At 55.2% G+C, this 16,393-nt stretch carries 10 protein-coding genes; 8 read left to right on the forward strand and 2 right to left on the reverse strand.

Features of this window, described 5'->3' with window-relative positions; genetic code table 11:
- Positions 1-326: 326 nt before the first annotated feature.
- The 3 genes from ACLD72_RS17785 to pgmB are packed head-to-tail and all read left to right on the forward strand — an operon-like array spanning position 327 to position 5,781.
- A complete protein-coding gene (locus tag ACLD72_RS17785; protein ID WP_410998578.1) occupies positions 327-2,633 on the forward strand; it encodes a glycoside hydrolase family 65 protein in 2,307 nt (768 codons plus the stop codon).
- A complete protein-coding gene (locus ACLD72_RS17790) occupies positions 2,630-5,098 on the forward strand; it encodes a glycoside hydrolase family 65 protein (protein ID WP_410998576.1) in 2,469 nt (822 codons plus the stop codon). Before ACLD72_RS17785 ends, ACLD72_RS17790 begins: the two co-directional genes overlap by 4 nt.
- Before the next feature lie 47 nt (positions 5,099-5,145).
- Positions 5,146-5,781, forward strand: a complete 636-nt coding sequence (gene pgmB, locus ACLD72_RS17795; RefSeq protein WP_410998574.1) for a beta-phosphoglucomutase — start codon at positions 5,146-5,148, stop codon at positions 5,779-5,781.
- Positions 5,782-5,876: 95 nt separating this feature from the next.
- Here pgmB and ACLD72_RS17800 read toward each other — a convergent pair whose 3' ends face one another.
- A complete protein-coding gene (locus ACLD72_RS17800; RefSeq protein ID WP_410998572.1) occupies positions 5,877-7,010 on the reverse strand; it encodes an asparaginase in 1,134 nt (377 codons plus the stop codon).
- Positions 7,011-7,740: 730 nt separating this feature from the next.
- On the opposite strand from ACLD72_RS17800, the gene ACLD72_RS17805 reads away from it, so the two are divergent.
- From ACLD72_RS17805 to ACLD72_RS17825, 5 genes are all read left to right on the forward strand, one after another.
- Complete coding sequence (locus tag ACLD72_RS17805) at positions 7,741-9,576, forward strand: sensor histidine kinase (protein WP_410998570.1); 1,836 nt, start codon at positions 7,741-7,743, stop codon at positions 9,574-9,576.
- 20 nt (positions 9,577-9,596) lie between these two features.
- The gene (locus ACLD72_RS17810; protein WP_410998568.1) at positions 9,597-10,922 is read left to right on the forward strand and encodes a response regulator; all 1,326 of its coding nucleotides are present in this window, start codon (positions 9,597-9,599) and stop codon (positions 10,920-10,922) included.
- A gap of 205 nt (positions 10,923-11,127) precedes the next feature.
- Positions 11,128-11,967: a carbohydrate ABC transporter permease gene (locus ACLD72_RS17815; protein WP_410998827.1), complete on the forward strand. Its 840-nt coding sequence runs from the start codon at positions 11,128-11,130 to the stop codon at positions 11,965-11,967.
- A 1-nt stretch (position 11,968) separates the two neighbouring features.
- Positions 11,969-12,835, forward strand: a complete 867-nt coding sequence (locus ACLD72_RS17820; protein WP_410998566.1) for a carbohydrate ABC transporter permease — start codon at positions 11,969-11,971, stop codon at positions 12,833-12,835.
- A 338-nt stretch (positions 12,836-13,173) separates the two neighbouring features.
- Positions 13,174-14,631, forward strand: a complete 1,458-nt coding sequence (locus ACLD72_RS17825) for an ABC transporter substrate-binding protein (protein WP_410998564.1) — start codon at positions 13,174-13,176, stop codon at positions 14,629-14,631.
- A 150-nt stretch (positions 14,632-14,781) separates the two neighbouring features.
- Here ACLD72_RS17825 and ACLD72_RS17830 read toward each other — a convergent pair whose 3' ends face one another.
- The gene (locus ACLD72_RS17830) at positions 14,782-15,903 is read right to left on the reverse strand and encodes a 5-methyltetrahydropteroyltriglutamate--homocysteine S-methyltransferase (protein ID WP_410998562.1); all 1,122 of its coding nucleotides are present in this window, start codon (positions 15,901-15,903) and stop codon (positions 14,782-14,784) included.
- Between the last annotated feature and the right edge of the window lie 490 nt (positions 15,904-16,393).

Raw genomic sequence — 16,393 nt, forward strand, 5'->3', positions numbered from 1 at the left:
TACTGCAAGTCGCACCACCGCAGGTCGTACCACCAGTCGTACCAACCGTCAGTCGCCCCCCAGTCACACCAAAGTAAATCACACCATCACAGTCACAATACCTCATGCCACGCCACAGCAAGCCCCATCACCTCATTTCAGCAATCCGGCCTTAAAATCCCGGCCCAACTCCGTATAATCGCACATAAGCTCATTAGACATGGGCATTTGGCCGCGGCGGCTGTTTCGCTAAGCTGGAGGAGAACGGCCGCGCAGCCATGCGGCACGGGTTGCCGGCGGCAAAGCGGCTGAAGACAAGCGAAATATGCAAAAGGAGAGGGCGGAGCATGCCGAAAATCGCGGACAGATATTTGCAGGTCGATCCTTGGAAAGTTGTGGAGGAGGGATTTGACCCGGGGCGAAACCGGGTGTCCGAGTCTATTTTTTCGTTGGGCAATGAATATATGGGGGTGAGGGGTTATCCGGAGGAAGGCTACGGCGGGGACTCGCTGCTGGGCAGCTATTTCAACGGACTGTTCGAGGAAAGCCCGGTGACGGCCCATTACAAAGGCATCATCAAATCGCTGCGCTTTATGGTGAATGCGGTGGATTGGCTGTATACGCGGATTAAGCTGGACGGGGAGACGCTGGATTTGGCGGTCAGCCGGTTTAGCGGTTTCCGCAGGGAGCTGGATTTTAAGACTGGCATCTATACTCGGGAGCTGGTGTGGCATCTATCCGGCGGAAAAGACGTGAAACTCACCTTCGAGCGCCTGGTCAGCATGAAGGTGCCTAATCTCGGCTGCCAGCGGATTACGTTTGAGCCGCTTAATTTTTCGGGTACGGTGCACGTGCGGACGGGGCTGGATTTTTCCGTCATTCACGAGGATCAGCAACGCCGCTATTGGCAGGCGCTCAAGCAAAGGGAAGAGAGCGGCGGGATCGCGGGTATCCTCGGGCAAACGGAGAACACGGGCAACCGGTTGTTTTCCGCTTTCCGTATCGAGGCGCGGGACGCTCTGGAGAACAAGCTTGTGGAGGGTGAACGGTTTATCGGCCGGGACCTGGTGCTGAAGCTGGAGCAAGGGGGGCGGACGGTGCTGGACAAACAGGCCGTCAATTATGCGGAAAAAGACCGCTCCCTGGAAGACGAAGCAGTTTGGCGGCGGGGAATGGAGCTCATGGCGCGGCACACGCAGGCGGGCTACGACGAGGCGGCAGCGGAGCAGCAGGCCTACTGGTCCCAGGTTTGGGCGGACTCGGACATTGCCATCGAAGGAGACCCGGAGAACCAGCAAGGCATCCGCTTTTGTATTTTTCAGCTGTATCAGACCTACCACGGGGATAATCCCGGCTTCAACATCGGCGCGAAGGGGCTAACCGGCGAGGCGTACCGGGGGTTGGCTTTTTGGGATACGGAATCGTATTGTCTGCCGTTCTACATTTTCAACAACCCAAAGGCGGCCAAAAGCTTGCTCGAATTCCGCTACAAATCGCTCCCCGAGGCGCTGAAGCGGGCGCAGAAGCTGGATTGTGAAGGGGCGTTTTATCCGATTGCCACGATCGACGGCACGGAAAGCTGCGACCTGTGGCAGCATTCCAACCTGCAGCTGCATGTCGGCACGGCGGTGGCGTACGGGCTGCGTCATTATGTGAGCATCACCGGGGATAAGGCGTTTTTGTTTGAAAAAGGGGCGGAAATGCTGGTTCAGATTAGCCGTTTCTACGCAACCCGGGGGCAGTGGGGACAGCGGTCGGGGTTATACGGATATTTCGGCGTGATGGGTCCTGACGAGTTCCAATTGATGGTCAATAATAACTGCTACATCAATTACATGGCCAAAAAGCTGTTCGAATACACGCTGGAGGTGCTCGCCGATATGCAAAGCGAAGTCCCTGCGGCTTATGGCGATCTGAAGGGGCGGCTTGGCTTGACGGAGGCGGAGCAGGCCGACTGGCGGAACAAAGCGGAGCATATGAAAATTCCACGGGATGCGCAGACGGGTGTGTACGAGGAGCATGACGGCTTTTTTGACCTGCCGCATCTCGATATCCATGCGATTCCGGTCAGCGAATTTCCGCTGTATTCGCATTGGTCGTACGACCGCCTGTACCGTTACGACATGATCAAGCAGCCGGACGTGCTGATGTTTATGTTTTTGCATAGCGGCGAGTTTACGCCGGAGGAGAAGCGGGCGAACTACGATTACTACGAGCCGCGCTGCATCCACGAGTCGTCGCTTTCGCCGTCGATCCATTCGATTTTGGCCGCGGAAATCGGGCGGGAAGCGGAGGCGTACAAGTTTTTCGAATTTGCCACCCGGCTCGATTTGGACAACTACAACCGCAATACGCGGGAAGGACTGCATACGACGTCGATCGCCGCAGCTTGGATGAACATCGTGTACGGGTTCGGCGGGATGCGCTCGGACGGGGACACGCTTGTGTTTCAGCCCAGCTTGCCGCAGCGCTGGGACAGCTACCGTTTCCCGGTCTCTTATCGCGGCACGAAGCTGCTCGTGGAGGTTGACCGGGAGCAGGTGTCGATCCGGGCGGTATCAGGCGGGGAAGTGGAAATTACAGTGTACGGGGAAAGCTGTCGCGTGGGCGAAGAGGGCGTCCGGGTGCCGCTGCGAAAGGCGGTAGCTCAATGAGCTGGATCGTGCGGGAAAGCGGGTTTGACCCGAGCCGGATCACGACGAACGGCAATAAGTTTATGATCGGCAACGGAGTTTTGGGGTACCGGGGAACGTTGGAGGAGTTTGGCAAAAGGGAACTGACAGCCACGATCGTCGCCGGACTGTACGACAAGGTCGGGGACAAGTGGCGCGAGCCGGTGAATGCGCCAAACGGGTTGGCGGCGGCGGTATATTTTGACGGGGCGCCGCTCAGCGTGCTGGAAGCCGTGCCCGGGACAGTCGCTGGGCGCGGCGAGGGGCAGGCGCACCTAACGGGCGGCGGACACGGCGGGAGCGGGGAGCAAAAAGCGCCGCAGGCTGGCGGCGGACGGGCTGGCGACGGGGAGTTCCGCGAGCATTCGCTTTCGGCAAGCCCCAGTGCGGCCACCGGGCCCGATCTGCTCGAGCACGAGCAGTCGCTGGATCTCCGCCATGCGATCCATCGCCGCCGTTCGGTGTTTCGCACGGCGGGCGGCGCGGAAGTGACGGTTACGTCCGAACGGTTTTGCAGTGCGGAGCGGCCGCATCTGATCGTAGCCCGGATTTCGCTGGAGAGCAGCCGGGACGGCGAACTGGAGATCGTGACGGGCATCGACGGCGATGTCTGGGACATCAACGGCCCGCATTTGGAGCGGTTGGCCAGCGGAGCGGATGAAGCCGGTGGGGTGCTGACGCTTACTGGCTGGACGCATGAATTGAACGTGCCGGTATCCGTCGCGGAGGCGGTGGAATGCGAGTTCGGGGAGCAGGAGCTTCTGCGCGGGGGAAACTCGGTTCGCCGGAGAATCCGGTTGAACTGCAAGGCCGGAGCGGCCTATACCCTGACAAAATACGTCTCCGTATTTACTGGGTTGGATGAGGCCTTAGACATCGATTTGGCGGCGGCCCGGTCGAGTAGGGATGCTTGCGGGGTAGGGTACGAGCGGCTGCTAGGCGAACATGCCAAGCAGTGGGAGCGCAAATGGGACGAAACGGACATCGTTATCGAAGGCGATGACGAAGCCCAGCTTGCGCTGCGGTACAGCATGTATCAACTGCATATCATCGCGCCGGACCGTTCGGAGAAAGTATCGATCCCGGCTCGCGGATTATCCGGCCAGGTCTATAAAGGAGCTGTGTTCTGGGACACGGAAATGTTTATGCTGCCGTTTTTCCTGTACACGCAGCCGGAGGTGGCCCGGAATCTGATGATGTACCGCGTGCATACGCTGGATGGGGCGCGGCGCAAAGCGGCGGAATACGGCTACGAAGGCGCGTTTTACGCTTGGGAAAGCCAGGAGACGGGGGATGACGCTTGTACGCTGTTCAACGTGAACGACGTGTTTACCGGCCGCCCGATGCGCACCTATTTCCGCGACAAGCAGGTGCATATCAGCGCGGACGTAGCGTACGGCATCTGGCAGTACTACATGTTTACCGGCGATGAAAGCATCCTGTTGGATGGCGGGGCCGAAGTCATCTGGGAGTGTGCGCGGTTTTTTTACTCATACGGTTACTTCAACCCGCACAAGCAGCGGTATGAGATTCTCGATGTCACCGGACCCGACGAATACCATGAGCGGGTGAACAATAATGCCTTTACCAATATAATGGTAAAAGAGTGCCTTGGCACCGCGCTGGAAGCGTTGGAGATATTGCGGAGCCGTGACCCTCGGCGGTACGAGGAACTGCTTGCGGGCGGCTCCATCCGTCCGGAGCAGATTCGCGACATGTACGATCGCCTGTACGTGCCGCAGCCGGATGCGGCGAGCGGGCTGATCGAGCAGTTTGACCGGTATTACACGCTGGAGGAGGTTACGCTGGCGGAGCTGAAGGCGAGGATGCTGAATCCGCATGAGTACCTGGGCGGGGGGAACGGCCTGGCGACGATGACGCAAATTTTGAAGCAGGCCGACGTCGTGCTGATGCTGCATCTGTTCAGGGACCGCTTTAGTCAGGCCGTCAAAAAAGCCAACTGGGCGTTCTACGAGCCGCGGACCGAGCACGGTTCAAGCTTAAGCTCCTGCATCTATGCGCTGGTGGCGGCGGATATCGGCTCGCCGGACTGGGCGTACCCATACTTTATGCGGACGGCAACGATCGACTTGACTGGGGATTCTAAACAATACGTCGGCGACCTTTACATCGGCGGCACGCATCCGGCGGCCAACGGCGGAGCCTGGATGGCCGCGGTGCTGGGCTTTGCGGGGCTGCGGTACGATGACGGCAAGGTGACGCTGGAGCCGGCTTTGCCCTCCTCCTGGCAGGCCGTGGAGTTCCCGATCCGCCTCCGCCAAGGATCGTATCGGATCCGTGTCGAGCGGGAAGCGATCGTGATTTCGGCGGAAGCGGGAAACCCGCAGCCGCTGCCGTTTGCAATTGGCGGGCAGGAGTTTGCCGTCGCTCCGGGACAGGAGATTCGCGTCCCGTACGCGACCGCCGGAAACCCCGGGCGGTTCTGAGCAAAGTTGAACTAGAACACACCATTGACCAAAGGAGAGTACACAGCATGCTGGAAACGATGAAAGGCGCGATTTTCGACCTCGACGGCGTGATTGTCGATACGGCCAAATACCATTATCTGGCCTGGCGGTCGCTGGCACGCCGGCTTGGTTTCGAGTTTACCGGAGCGGATAATGAGCGGCTAAAAGGCGTCAGCCGGATGGAGTCGCTGCGCATTCTGCTTGAGATTGGCGGCGTAGAGGCCACGGAGGAAGAACGCGAGGAAATGGCGGCGAGCAAAAACCGGGAGTATGTCGACTACATTTCCCGGCTGGAGCCGTCAGAAATATTGCCGGGAGCGGAAGCATATCTGCGGCAGCTGCGCGGCCAAGGCGTGAAAATCGCTTTGGGTTCGGCCAGCAAAAACGCCGGGCTTATTTTGTCCCGGCTGGGTATCGCGGATTTGTTCGACGCGATGATCGACGGCACCAAAGTGTCCAAGGCGAAGCCGGACCCCGAAGTGTTCCTGGCCGCGAGCGCAGCCCTGGGGCTCCAACCGTCCGAATGCGTTGTGTTTGAGGACGCAGCGGCAGGCGTGCAGGCGGGCAAAGCCGCCGGCTGCGGCGTTGTCGGCATCGGCAGCCCGGCGATCCTCGCCGCCGCCGATCGGGTCGTCAGCGGATTGCATGAACTGATGGTTTAACAGACAACCGCCCAGGTACATCGCCTTATGGCCAAGCAAGGCGTCTCCTATTTAGTCCGAAAACTAAATAGGAGACGCCCCGGCAATTAATTATGCTAGTGGGACATGTTGAACTCGGGTAATCCAATGGAGGTAAACCATTGGCGAACCTGCTCGGGATCGTCGGAGAAAGTGAGTCCGAGCTGCAGCAGAATACGCGCTTTTTGCGGCAAGAGGTCGGCTCCGCCGATAATTCCGGGCGTTTTCGCGTCATAGACGGCTCCCGAGCCGGTCCGGGTAGTGGTAACAAAAACAACGCCTTTCTTAACGCCTTCCGCACGAGCCGCCTGCTGCTCCGTCGAAATTCCCCCTGCCCCGTGCCCGGCGGTGACGATTCCGTCCACTCCTGCGTCTACCAATGCTTTTATCGGTAAACCGCTGGCTTCGGTATAGCTGTATACGATTTCTACCTTGGCTAAATCCTCTGGCTTGATGGTGGATAGATCAAACGGTGTTTTCCAGCCGCTCTGTCCGCATTCCATCACTCTTGCAGGTGCTCTGACGGAGCGAATGCGGCCCTCATCAACGGTACCCAGTGCTCCGTAACGTCCTCCATCGAATGTATCCATACGGACGGCGTCCGTTTTCGTGACTTCACGGGCGGCGAAAAACTCATCGTTCATCATTAGAACCGTACCGTAACAAGTCGTCTCTTGGCTGGCCGCCAAACGGATCGCGTTGAACAGGTTCGCCTCCCCGTCAAAAGAGAAGGTATTGGATTGCCTCATGGAGCCGGTAAACACAACGGGCTTGGGACTGCGTACGGTCAGATCCGCGAAGTAAGCCAACTCCTCCATAATGTTGGTGCCCGCGGTCACGACAACCGCATCGGTCTTATGGTCGGCCAGTACTTCGTCAATAGCCAAGCTTAGATTGTAAAGGTGTTCCGTTGTCGTTTGGGCAGACCCGATGTTTTCAAGCTCCTTGATGCTGACGTTCGCAACCTTGGAAATTTCGGGCTCAAGACGGTCGAGAATATTTTGAATTGAAACTTTTTCGGAGCCGTAAGATTGAAACATCTCCCGCCCGACCGCCGTGCTGGTAATCGTGCCTCCCATAGCGACAATCGTTACGTTCGGCACGGAACTCTCGGCGGAGCCGGATGCCGACTCTGAAAATGTGCTTGGAACGCTCGTAAAGAACAACACCCCGACAAGCAAACACAACGTAAACCACCTTTTAATCTTCATAGCTGCCTCCTATCAATATGTCATATAAAGTAACACAATAGTACAACATGAAATAAAATAGAGCAATATCTATGTCACATATTATTTCATTAGAATCTGAATTCACTGTATTTTTCTGAAAAAAAGAAATTTATACAGTCTTTAGTGTTACATTATATAACATTGAAGCCGTTGGGAAAATCCAATCAATCCGGCGATATTGGAAGAGACTTTCCGATTCTATTGGATAATTTCAACGAGAGCTCAAATTTGTAGCTGGCAAAACGCGGAAAATGCTCTAAACTTATGAACAGCGGCAGCGGACAAGCCATAGTTGCATTGAATCAGCGCGAGCTCTGGAAAAATGGTTGACATTGGCTCCGTGTAACTCTTTGAGAAACAGCCCGTTTGGACCTGCCCATGATCGGGAGAGAATGAACGCATTTGACCCCGCGCGCACCCGCAAATCTTAAGAAACGCCACGATATCCGTAGTAATACGCATACCTTGCGGGTTTTCAAGCTTGCTATAGTTAAATAAGTTGTTATAGGTTGTTCAAAAAGCCGTCTTTTGATCACGAAGCAGACCAGGAAGTGTCTCGACGTCGAATCTTGAATTCAGCCGGGCCTTCCGTTGCTCACGTAGGTTTGCCTACGCTCCGCTACTCAGTCCCTAGCTTCATCCAACCTTCTCGGTGCTGAAAAGCCGGCTTTTTGAACTCGTACTTAAAGTGGCCGGAGGTGCATGACAGGTGAAATCGGGATTCAAGAATCCGTTGACGCAGATCGGTTTGAAGCAGCAGTTGATCCTGGTTTTTCTGGTGCTGGTCGTCCCTCTGTTTATTTTGAATTTGTACGGAAATTATCGGGCGGATCAAATTTTGAAACGGAATGTCACCAATGCCTACATCGAGCTGAACAATCAAAATTTCCGGCTGATCAGCCGGGATATCGAATCGATCAACAAGGTGGCGTCGACGGTGTTTCAGCATCCGCTGGTCCAGCAGTTAAACCCGGCCGAGAATAACACGGTGCCAGAGCGGGTGAAAAATTACGAGAAGCTGGAAAATCTGCTGAACAGTTATTCCGATGAGACCGGCCAGCATGAGCCGCTTTATTATTCGCTGTTCGTGTACGACCCGTTGAACTCGTATTCTTTTGCGCCGTATTATCCGGAGTCCAAGAAAGCCGGGGTTTATTTTTTTCTTGAACGGGAGAAGCCGGAATGGTTTGAGGAAGCCGTCGCCAAGAAAGGGAACGGCTATTTGCGCTTAATCGAGCATTTGTCGCCCCCGGCCCAGGGGCAAAAAAATCAGCGGACTCTTGCCTATGTCCGGGCGATCAACAACATCGACAAGGGTGGGACGATCGGCGTGCTGGTTGTCTCCAACGTGGAGGCGCGGATCGGAGAATCGCTGCAAACCGTATCGATTCCCGAGGGCGAGCTTTATTACACGGATTGGACTGACCGGATTTTGACGGCGGCGATGCCGGGGGTAGCCGGGGGACTCACCTTGCCGCCCGAGGCGGGCCGGTTGCTTGATTTGCCGCCGGAAGCGGCGGTGGAGAACGCGATGATCGGGGCCAAGGATGTCATCACCCATGATTTTATTTACGTCATCCATTATAATGGCGTGCTCCAGCAGAAGCTGGTCTACAAAGTTCCGCTGAAAGCCCTGCTTCAGCAGCAAAACGAAATCAAGCGGATCATTCTGCTGATCTCTGTGGCTTATTTTGCGGTGGGGCTGATCATGATTCTGTACTTTTGGCGAGGGCTGATGACCCCGCTGCAAAAGCTCGTTTATTTTGTGCGCCGATATGAACCGGGCAAATCCGTGCCGGAAACGCCAAAATGGCGGAGGAACGACGAAATCAGCGTGCTCGTCTCCAGCATCTACGGGATGGCGCGCCGTTTGAACGGGCTGGTGCATTACAAATATCAGATGGATATCAAGCAAAAAGAGGCGCAGCTGCAAATTTTGTACCAGCAGATCAACCCGCATTTGCTGTACAACACGCTGGAAAGCATTTATTGGAAAAGCACGATGGAGGGAGGCACGTCGTCCGCGGAAATGATCAAGGAGTTGTCCAAGCTGATGAAAATCAGCTTAAGCCGCGGCCGGGAGCTGATTACGCTGGAGGAAGAACTGCAGCACGCTTCCGCCTACATCAAGCTGCAGGAGCACCGGTACGAGTACGGCTTTCGGGTGACCTGGGACGTTCCCACCGCACTGCATCTGTGTGTAATTCCAAAAATCACGCTTCAGCCGCTGATTGAGAACGCTATCATTCATGGCGTAAAAAATATGGGGGAAGACGGCGAGATCGTCATCCGTGCGCTCCAAAACGGTAACCGGGTGTTCATCACCATCGCGGACAATGGCTACAAAGCGGTGGATTTCGCGGCCATCGACAGGCTGCTGAACGGCGAGAATCCCAGCCCGTCCGTCGGCTATGGCATCCGCAACATCCATCAGCGGATCCGGCTGCATTTCGGGGCCGATTACGGCCTTAGCTATGCGGCCCGTCCGGAGGGGGGCACCGTTGTGACGATCACGCTGCCCATCACGGAAATTTCCGGGGAATGACGAAAAGGGGGAATTTAGGTATGTACAACATCTTGGTCGTAGACGATGAGCCGCTCATTTGCAAAGGATTGGCCGGGCTTTTGACGTCCTCGGGTCTGGCGATCGGCCAAATTATCACCGCCCAGGGCGGCCATGAGGCGTTAGATTATGTCAGGATGGAGGATATCGACCTGATCGTGACGGACATCCGGATGGGCGAGATGGACGGGATCGAGCTGATGCATCAGGCGAAAATTCTCAAGCCGTGGGTGCAGACGATCATCATTTCGGCCCACGAGACGTTTCAGTACGCCCAGATGGCCATCCGGCTCGGGGCCAAGGATTATCTGGTCAAGCCGCTGAACAGCGAGCAGTTTCTCGATTCCGTGCGCAATGCGCTGCTGAAAATGGATAAACCGGCGCCGCAGATGGAGGATTGGCTGTCCCGGGAGCGGGAGCATTTCCGGATGGAGGAGCTGGGACCCGGGAAAACCGAAAAGCTGAACCGCTTGCTGACGGAAGCAAACGAATTTGCCGCGGCCAAACCGGACGAGGAAACGGAAGAGCTGCGGAAGCTGGGGCTTAGCGGGCCTTATTTTTCCGTGATCAAAATGAAGCTGGCGCTTCCCGGAGAAAAGAATCGGAATGAGCGGGATGTCCGGCTGTTTCAATATGCCGCGCTGAACATCGTCAAAGAGCTGCTGCACGGGGAGTGGAATGCCCTGTCTTTTTACACGCGGGATCTGGAGATTGCCATCATCGCACAGTGGAGTGAAGCGGAATATGCCGAGCCCAGCGTCAACAAAATCAACCAGCTCGAAATGATCGGCCGCAGCCTGCATCATCACGTCCATAAATATCTCGGCGTTTTGTGCACCATCGGAATCAGCCAAATTATGCAAGGCGCCGGTTTTCTTGGCTTGTTAAGCCGCCAGGCGGATAAGGCGATGCTGTGGAGCGGAGAGCACGGCGATTACCATGTGTTTTATTATGGCGATTTCAACTGGCACAATTATGCCCTGGACCCTTCCCGGGAGGAGCTCAACACGCAAAACAACCGGATCGTCGAAAGCGCCAAGGAATATATTGAGCAAAACTACAGCCAAAAAGGGCTGACGATTCACGAGGTGGCCAAGAAAAACCACGTCAGTCCCAACTATTTAAGCTACCTGTTCAAGAAAAACACTGGGTACAACCTGTGGGAGTATGTCATTAAGCTGCGGATGGAAGAAAGCAAAGCCCTGATTCTGAACACTGATTTGCGCCGGTATGAGATCGCCGAGCGGGTCGGATACGAGTCCCCCGAGCATTTTAGCAAAATTTTCAAAAAATATTTCGGCGTCAGCCCCAGCGAGCTGAAGAAGTAAGATCGGTTATAGTTCACATAGTTTTAGACATGTTCGCGGCTACCCCCTTTTTCTACAATTAGGATTAGACATTACGAAGGAAAGAGGGAGACCGATGGGGGAAACGGCTTATTCGCCGGAAAGCGGAGAGCGTCGGAACACGAAGCGTGCGCCGGCGCCGGGGACGCAAACCGCTCCGCGGCGGGGTTCGAATTGGAAAAAGTACATGATGGGGTATTTGTTCCTCGTGCCGGCGATCGCTATTTTTATCGTGTTTTTGTGGGTTCCGATCATCAAAGGAATGGTGTACAGCTTTTACCATATCGATTTTGTCAACGGGAATACGTTCGTAGGATTGGAAAACTATGTTAAGGTGCTGAACAATCCCGACGTGCTTCTTTCGGTCAGAAATACGCTCTACTACATGCTGCTCTGTTTGGTGATCGGGTTCTGGGTGCCGATCGCGGCTTCCATCGCCATTTCGGAGCTGAAATTTTTTCAGGGCTTCGCGCGGATTGCGGCTTATCTGCCCTATGTCGTTCCCGGCGTCGTTTTGTACGGGCTGTGGCGCTGGATGTACGACCCAGTGGGTCCGATCAATGGGCTGCTTGGTGTTTTCGGCGCAGATCCGATTGCGTTCGTCTCCGACCCGAAGTGGTCGATGGTTTCGCTGGTGTTCATGGAAACGTGGCAGCAGTTCGGCTCGGCTTTGCTGATCTATTTGGCCGGGGTGCTGAGCATTCCGCGGGACTGGTACGAAGCGGCGGAAATCGACGGCGCCGGCGTCTGGAACCGGATTAGATACATTACGCTGCCTTCGCTGCGGAATTTGATCGTGTTGATGCTGATCCTGCAGTTGATCGGAACTTCCCAGGCTTACCAGTCTCAACTGGCTATGCTGGACGGCGGGCCCAACAAAGCGACGCTCACTTATGCTCTCCTTACGGTGAAATACGCGTTCACCCAATTGGATTACGGGGCGGGTACGGCGCTCGGCGTATTGATGTTCCTGGTGTTGGCCGTGCTGGGAATTGCACAATTCAAGCTGAACAGGGAGGAGTACTAGCATGAAAGAAAGAGGGATTTTGTCGCCGTCCGATCTGCGGAAGCCGTTGAACAAAGCCGTCTACGGATTAATGGTGTTATGCATCGCCGTTATGGTCGTTACGATGCTGTATCCGATCGCCATGACGCTGTTTAACGGGCTCAAAAGCAACCCGGAGGTCAATTCGTTTCCGCCGCGGTTTTTCCCGCAGGAGTGGCATTGGGAAAATTACGCCAGAGGCTGGACGTTTATTGATTTGCCGACTTACTTAAAAAATACGCTGCTGATTTTCGCCGGGAATCTGCTCATGACCGTTTTGGTGCTGGGGCTTGCCGCGTTCAGCATTTCGCGGATCGGCGTGCCTTTTGGCCGGGGGATTTATTTTTTCATTCTGATGACGCTGTTCATCCCGGCTTCGAGCTACATGATTCCGAACTTCGTCAACCTGAAGGAGCTCGGATTGCTGAACTCTTACTGGGCTTTCTGGCTTCCGGCGGGAGCGAGCGCCTACTATTTTCTGCTGATCAAAAACTTCTTCGACGGCATCCACCCGGAAATTTTTGAGGCGGCCCGCATTGACGGGGCTTCGGAATGGACCGGCTTCATCCGGATCGCCGTGCCGCTGTCGGTGCCGATTTTCGCCACGCTGGCGATCTTTATTTTCTCCACCGCCTGGAACGACTGGTTCTGGCCGTCGCTCGTGATGCAGACCGAAGATAAATACACGCTGGCGACAGCCATTTACAAATACGTAGTCAACGCGCGCAGCCTGGACACCAACGTGAAATTTACGATCCTGTTCATGGCGATGATTCCGCCGATCTTCATCTTCCTGTTCTTCCAGAAATTCATCATGCGCAGCGTCAGCTTGTCCGCGGTGAAAGGATAGCGTTTTCAATATCGTAGGCCTGCACACGAAAGGAATACGATTGCACATCGATTGCTCAAGAGTTCTCTTTTAAGATGAAGATGTCATTCAAGTGAGTTCAAAAAGTCAGGTTTTGAGCACCGAGAAGGTTGGATGAAGCCAGGGACTGAGTAGCGGAGCGTACGTTTTGGGTACGTGAGCAACTGAAATGTTTCCGTAGGAAACATGCTTCGGAAGCATCCGCTTGGCCCGGCTGAATTCAAGATTCGACGTCGACTCCTCTCCTTGACTTACTTCGTGATCGAAAGATGACTTTTTGAACAACATCTACAAACAATTTTGCGAAAAGGGGAGTTTCAATGCGTAAGTTTTCAGCAGTTTTGATGTGTCTCGTGCTGTTTGGCTCGTTGCTGGCGGCCTGCGGCGGAGGCGGAGGCAATAAAAATGCGGCGGGCACCGGAAATGGCGAAGCCGCCGGCACAAGCGGCAATGGCGGCAGCGATGCCGGGACCGCGGGGGAAGCGGGCGATATTACGCAGCGCAAGGTCACGCTGAAAATCCACTATCCGCTGCCGGACGAAACGACGCTGCGCAAGCAGGAGGACGATAAAATCGCCCGCTTCCAGGCGAAATATCCGAACGTGACGATCATCAAAGACGATTGGGCGTATAATGTAAACGAAATCGGCGCGAAAATGGCCTCCAACGAAGCACCGACGTTCTACAATACCTGGGCGACCGAAGCGCAGCTGCTTGTGGAACGCGGGTGGGTGGCTGATATCACGGAGCTTTGGAACAACTGGGAGTACAAAGACGAGATCAATCCCGTGCTGCAGGACCAGTTTATCGTCGACGGCAAAGTGTACGGCATCACGCAAAACGGTTACGTGACCTCGACAGTCATCAACAAAAAGCTGCTTGATGAAAAAGGCGTGGCGATTCCGGCGCTCGACTGGACGTGGGACGACATGTACAACACGGCCAAAGGCGTGGCCGATCCGAAAAAAGGCATCTCCGGGATCGCGCCGATGGGGAAAGGCAACGAAGCGGGTTGGAACTGGACGAATTTCCTGTTTGAAGCCGGCGGCGACATCCAGACGACCGAAGACGGGAAGCTGACGGCGGTGTTCAACTCCGAAGCCGGAGTCAAAGCGCTGGACTTCTACAAAAAACTGCGCTGGGAAGCGAACGCGATTCCGCAGGACTGGGCGCTCGGCTGGGGCGATGCGATCAGCTCGTTTAAGCAAGGCCGGACGGGGATGGTGATCGCCGGGGCGTTTGACGTGATCCAGGCGGCGCTGAACGAAGGCGGCATGAAGCCGGAGGACGTAATCGCTTATCCGATGCCTGCGGCGGAGAAGGGCGGCAAGCATTACGGAATTTTGGGCGGCAACTATCTCGTCATCAACCCGAACGCAACGAAGGACGAGCAGGAAATGGCCTTCCGCTATATTACGTTTGATTATTTCACGGACGATGCGTTGCAATCGGTGGAGGATACGATCAAAGCTCGCAAGGACGAAGGCAAATACTACATTCCGACGCCGCTCGAATATTTCAGCGATGATTCGGAATACGCCGCGAAGGTCAAAGCCATCTACGACAAATACGACAACGTGTACAAATACGATCCGCAGCTGTTCAGCCTGCTGGAAGGCAAGCCGGAAGCGCAATTCGGCACCCAGGACTACTATGCAACCATGTCCAATGTCGTGCAGGAATCGTTCTCGAAAAAGGGCACCGACTCCAAACAACAGCTTGATATCGCGGCCAAATACGTGCAGGAGAATTTCTTCGACAAAGCTCCGCAGCAGTAAGCACGCGGTCTGATCTGCACTATAAAAGAAAGCCGTCCCGCTGGTCTTAGCTTGGAAGGACTGGCCCTTGTCTGTGAAGACAGGGGCAGTCCCCAAAGACCGGGGACGGCTTTTTTAGCTATGAACATGGGCGTACCCGGTTAGCGGGCGTTACTTCCACACGTCGGCGGCGATTTCCACGACGTGGCGGAGCTTGGCCCACTGTTGTTCCTCGGCTACCAGGTTGCCTTCTTCGGTAGAAGCGAAGCCGCACTGCGGGCTCAGACATAGCTGATCAAGGCTTACGTAGCGGGAGGCTTCGTCGATGCGGCGCTTGATCGCGTCCGGGTTTTCGAGCTCGCCGAACTTGGAGGTGATCAGGCCCAGCACGACCTGTAAATCAGGTCGATTGACATAACGCAGCGGTTCAAAGCCGCCGGAGCGTTCATCGTCGAACTCCAGGAACAATCCGTCCAGGTTCAGGCCGCCGAAAATCGTTTCCGCCGCAGCGTCGTAACCGCCGGAGCCGGTCCAGGTGGAGCGGAAGTTGCCGCGGCAGATGTGCATGGTGATCGCCAGGTCCGCCGGGCGGTCGGCGATCGCTTCGTTGATCATTTTGGCCGACAGTTCAAGTACCTGTTGCGGATCTTTGCCCTGCGCGCGCAGCTTGTCCCTGGATTCTTCGGAGAAGAAGGCGGCCCAGGAGGTGTCGTCCAGCTGCAAATAGCGGCAGCCTGCGTCGTAGAAAGCACGAATCGCTTTTTTATAAGCCTGGGTTAGATCCTCGAAAAATGCTTCTTTATCCTCATACAGCGGCGTATCGATTTTGCCCCGGTAATAGAGCATGTTGGGGCTGGGGATGGTCATTTTTGCCATATGCGAACCGGCCAGTCCGTGCAGGAATTTATAGTCTTCCAACATCGGGTGATTGCCGAAATCGACTTTTCCCGTGACTTTGATGCTGTGCGCTTTCGATTGAACACCGTGGAACTGGATGCCGCTTTCGGCTTCATATCCTTCCACGCCGTCAAGATTTTCAAGAAAATCAAAATGCCACCACGCCCGGCGGAATTCGCCGTCGGTTACGGCCTGAAGGCCAACCTCCTTCTGCTTGTCCACGATGCGGCGGATCTCTTCGTTTTCGATTTCCCGCAGCTGCTCGGCCGATAGACTGCCGGCTGCGCGCTGCTCGCGGGCTGTTTTGATCGCTGCGGTCCGAAGCAGGCTGCCGACCTGATCGGCCCGAAACGGGGGAATGCTGCGTTGTAGAGATTTTGCTGCGGATTGATTCAAAGTACTCCCATCCTTTGCCTTAGATATTTGCTGCCTTTCAGCCTGGAGGCCGGGGGCAATATTCTAGTTTATACTCTATTATACGGAAAAGCGCTGATGAAGAACAGCGGCAAAGCAGGTGAAAGGAATGGCAAGGTTCGGAAGAGAGCGGAAAGGGACGGAATGAGAGCGGGAAGAGACAGGAAGAGACAGGAAGAGAGAGGAAAGAGACAGGAAGAGAGCGGAAAGAGACGGAATGAGGGCCGGGAAACCGGCAGGGCAGAAGAACCGGAGGGCCGATAAACAGGGGGAGTGGAAAACTGTGGGGCGAAAACTAGTAAAATGATCCGGAAATAATATGGCTTAACTGCGGACAGGAGCTATGGATCGCTTTGTTCTATATTAGTCTTGTGCTCAGTACCATCCCCATAAAATAGAGGAACTTTAGGGTCTTATTTTCCAAATTTGGGCCTATTCATCACCATAGGGGAACTTTAGGGTCTTATTTTTC

Source organism: Paenibacillus lacisediminis (assembly GCF_046567315.2).

What these genes read in the sequence shown, in the direction of transcription:
- ACLD72_RS17785 (WP_410998578.1), top strand. Translation starts at nt 327, where the DNA reads ATGCCGAAAATCGCGGACAGATATTTGCAGGTCGATCCTTGGAAAGTT.
- ACLD72_RS17820 (WP_410998566.1), top strand. Translation starts at nt 11,969, where the DNA reads ATGAAAGAAAGAGGGATTTTGTCGCCGTCCGATCTGCGGAAGCCGTTG.
- ACLD72_RS17800 (WP_410998572.1), bottom strand. Translation starts at nt 7,010, where the DNA reads ATGAAGATTAAAAGGTGGTTTACGTTGTGTTTGCTTGTCGGGGTGTTG.
- ACLD72_RS17790 (WP_410998576.1), top strand. Translation starts at nt 2,630, where the DNA reads ATGAGCTGGATCGTGCGGGAAAGCGGGTTTGACCCGAGCCGGATCACG.
- pgmB (WP_410998574.1), top strand. Translation starts at nt 5,146, where the DNA reads ATGCTGGAAACGATGAAAGGCGCGATTTTCGACCTCGACGGCGTGATT.
- ACLD72_RS17810 (WP_410998568.1), top strand. Translation starts at nt 9,597, where the DNA reads ATGTACAACATCTTGGTCGTAGACGATGAGCCGCTCATTTGCAAAGGA.
- ACLD72_RS17825 (WP_410998564.1), top strand. Translation starts at nt 13,174, where the DNA reads ATGCGTAAGTTTTCAGCAGTTTTGATGTGTCTCGTGCTGTTTGGCTCG.
- ACLD72_RS17815 (WP_410998827.1), top strand. Translation starts at nt 11,128, where the DNA reads ATGATGGGGTATTTGTTCCTCGTGCCGGCGATCGCTATTTTTATCGTG.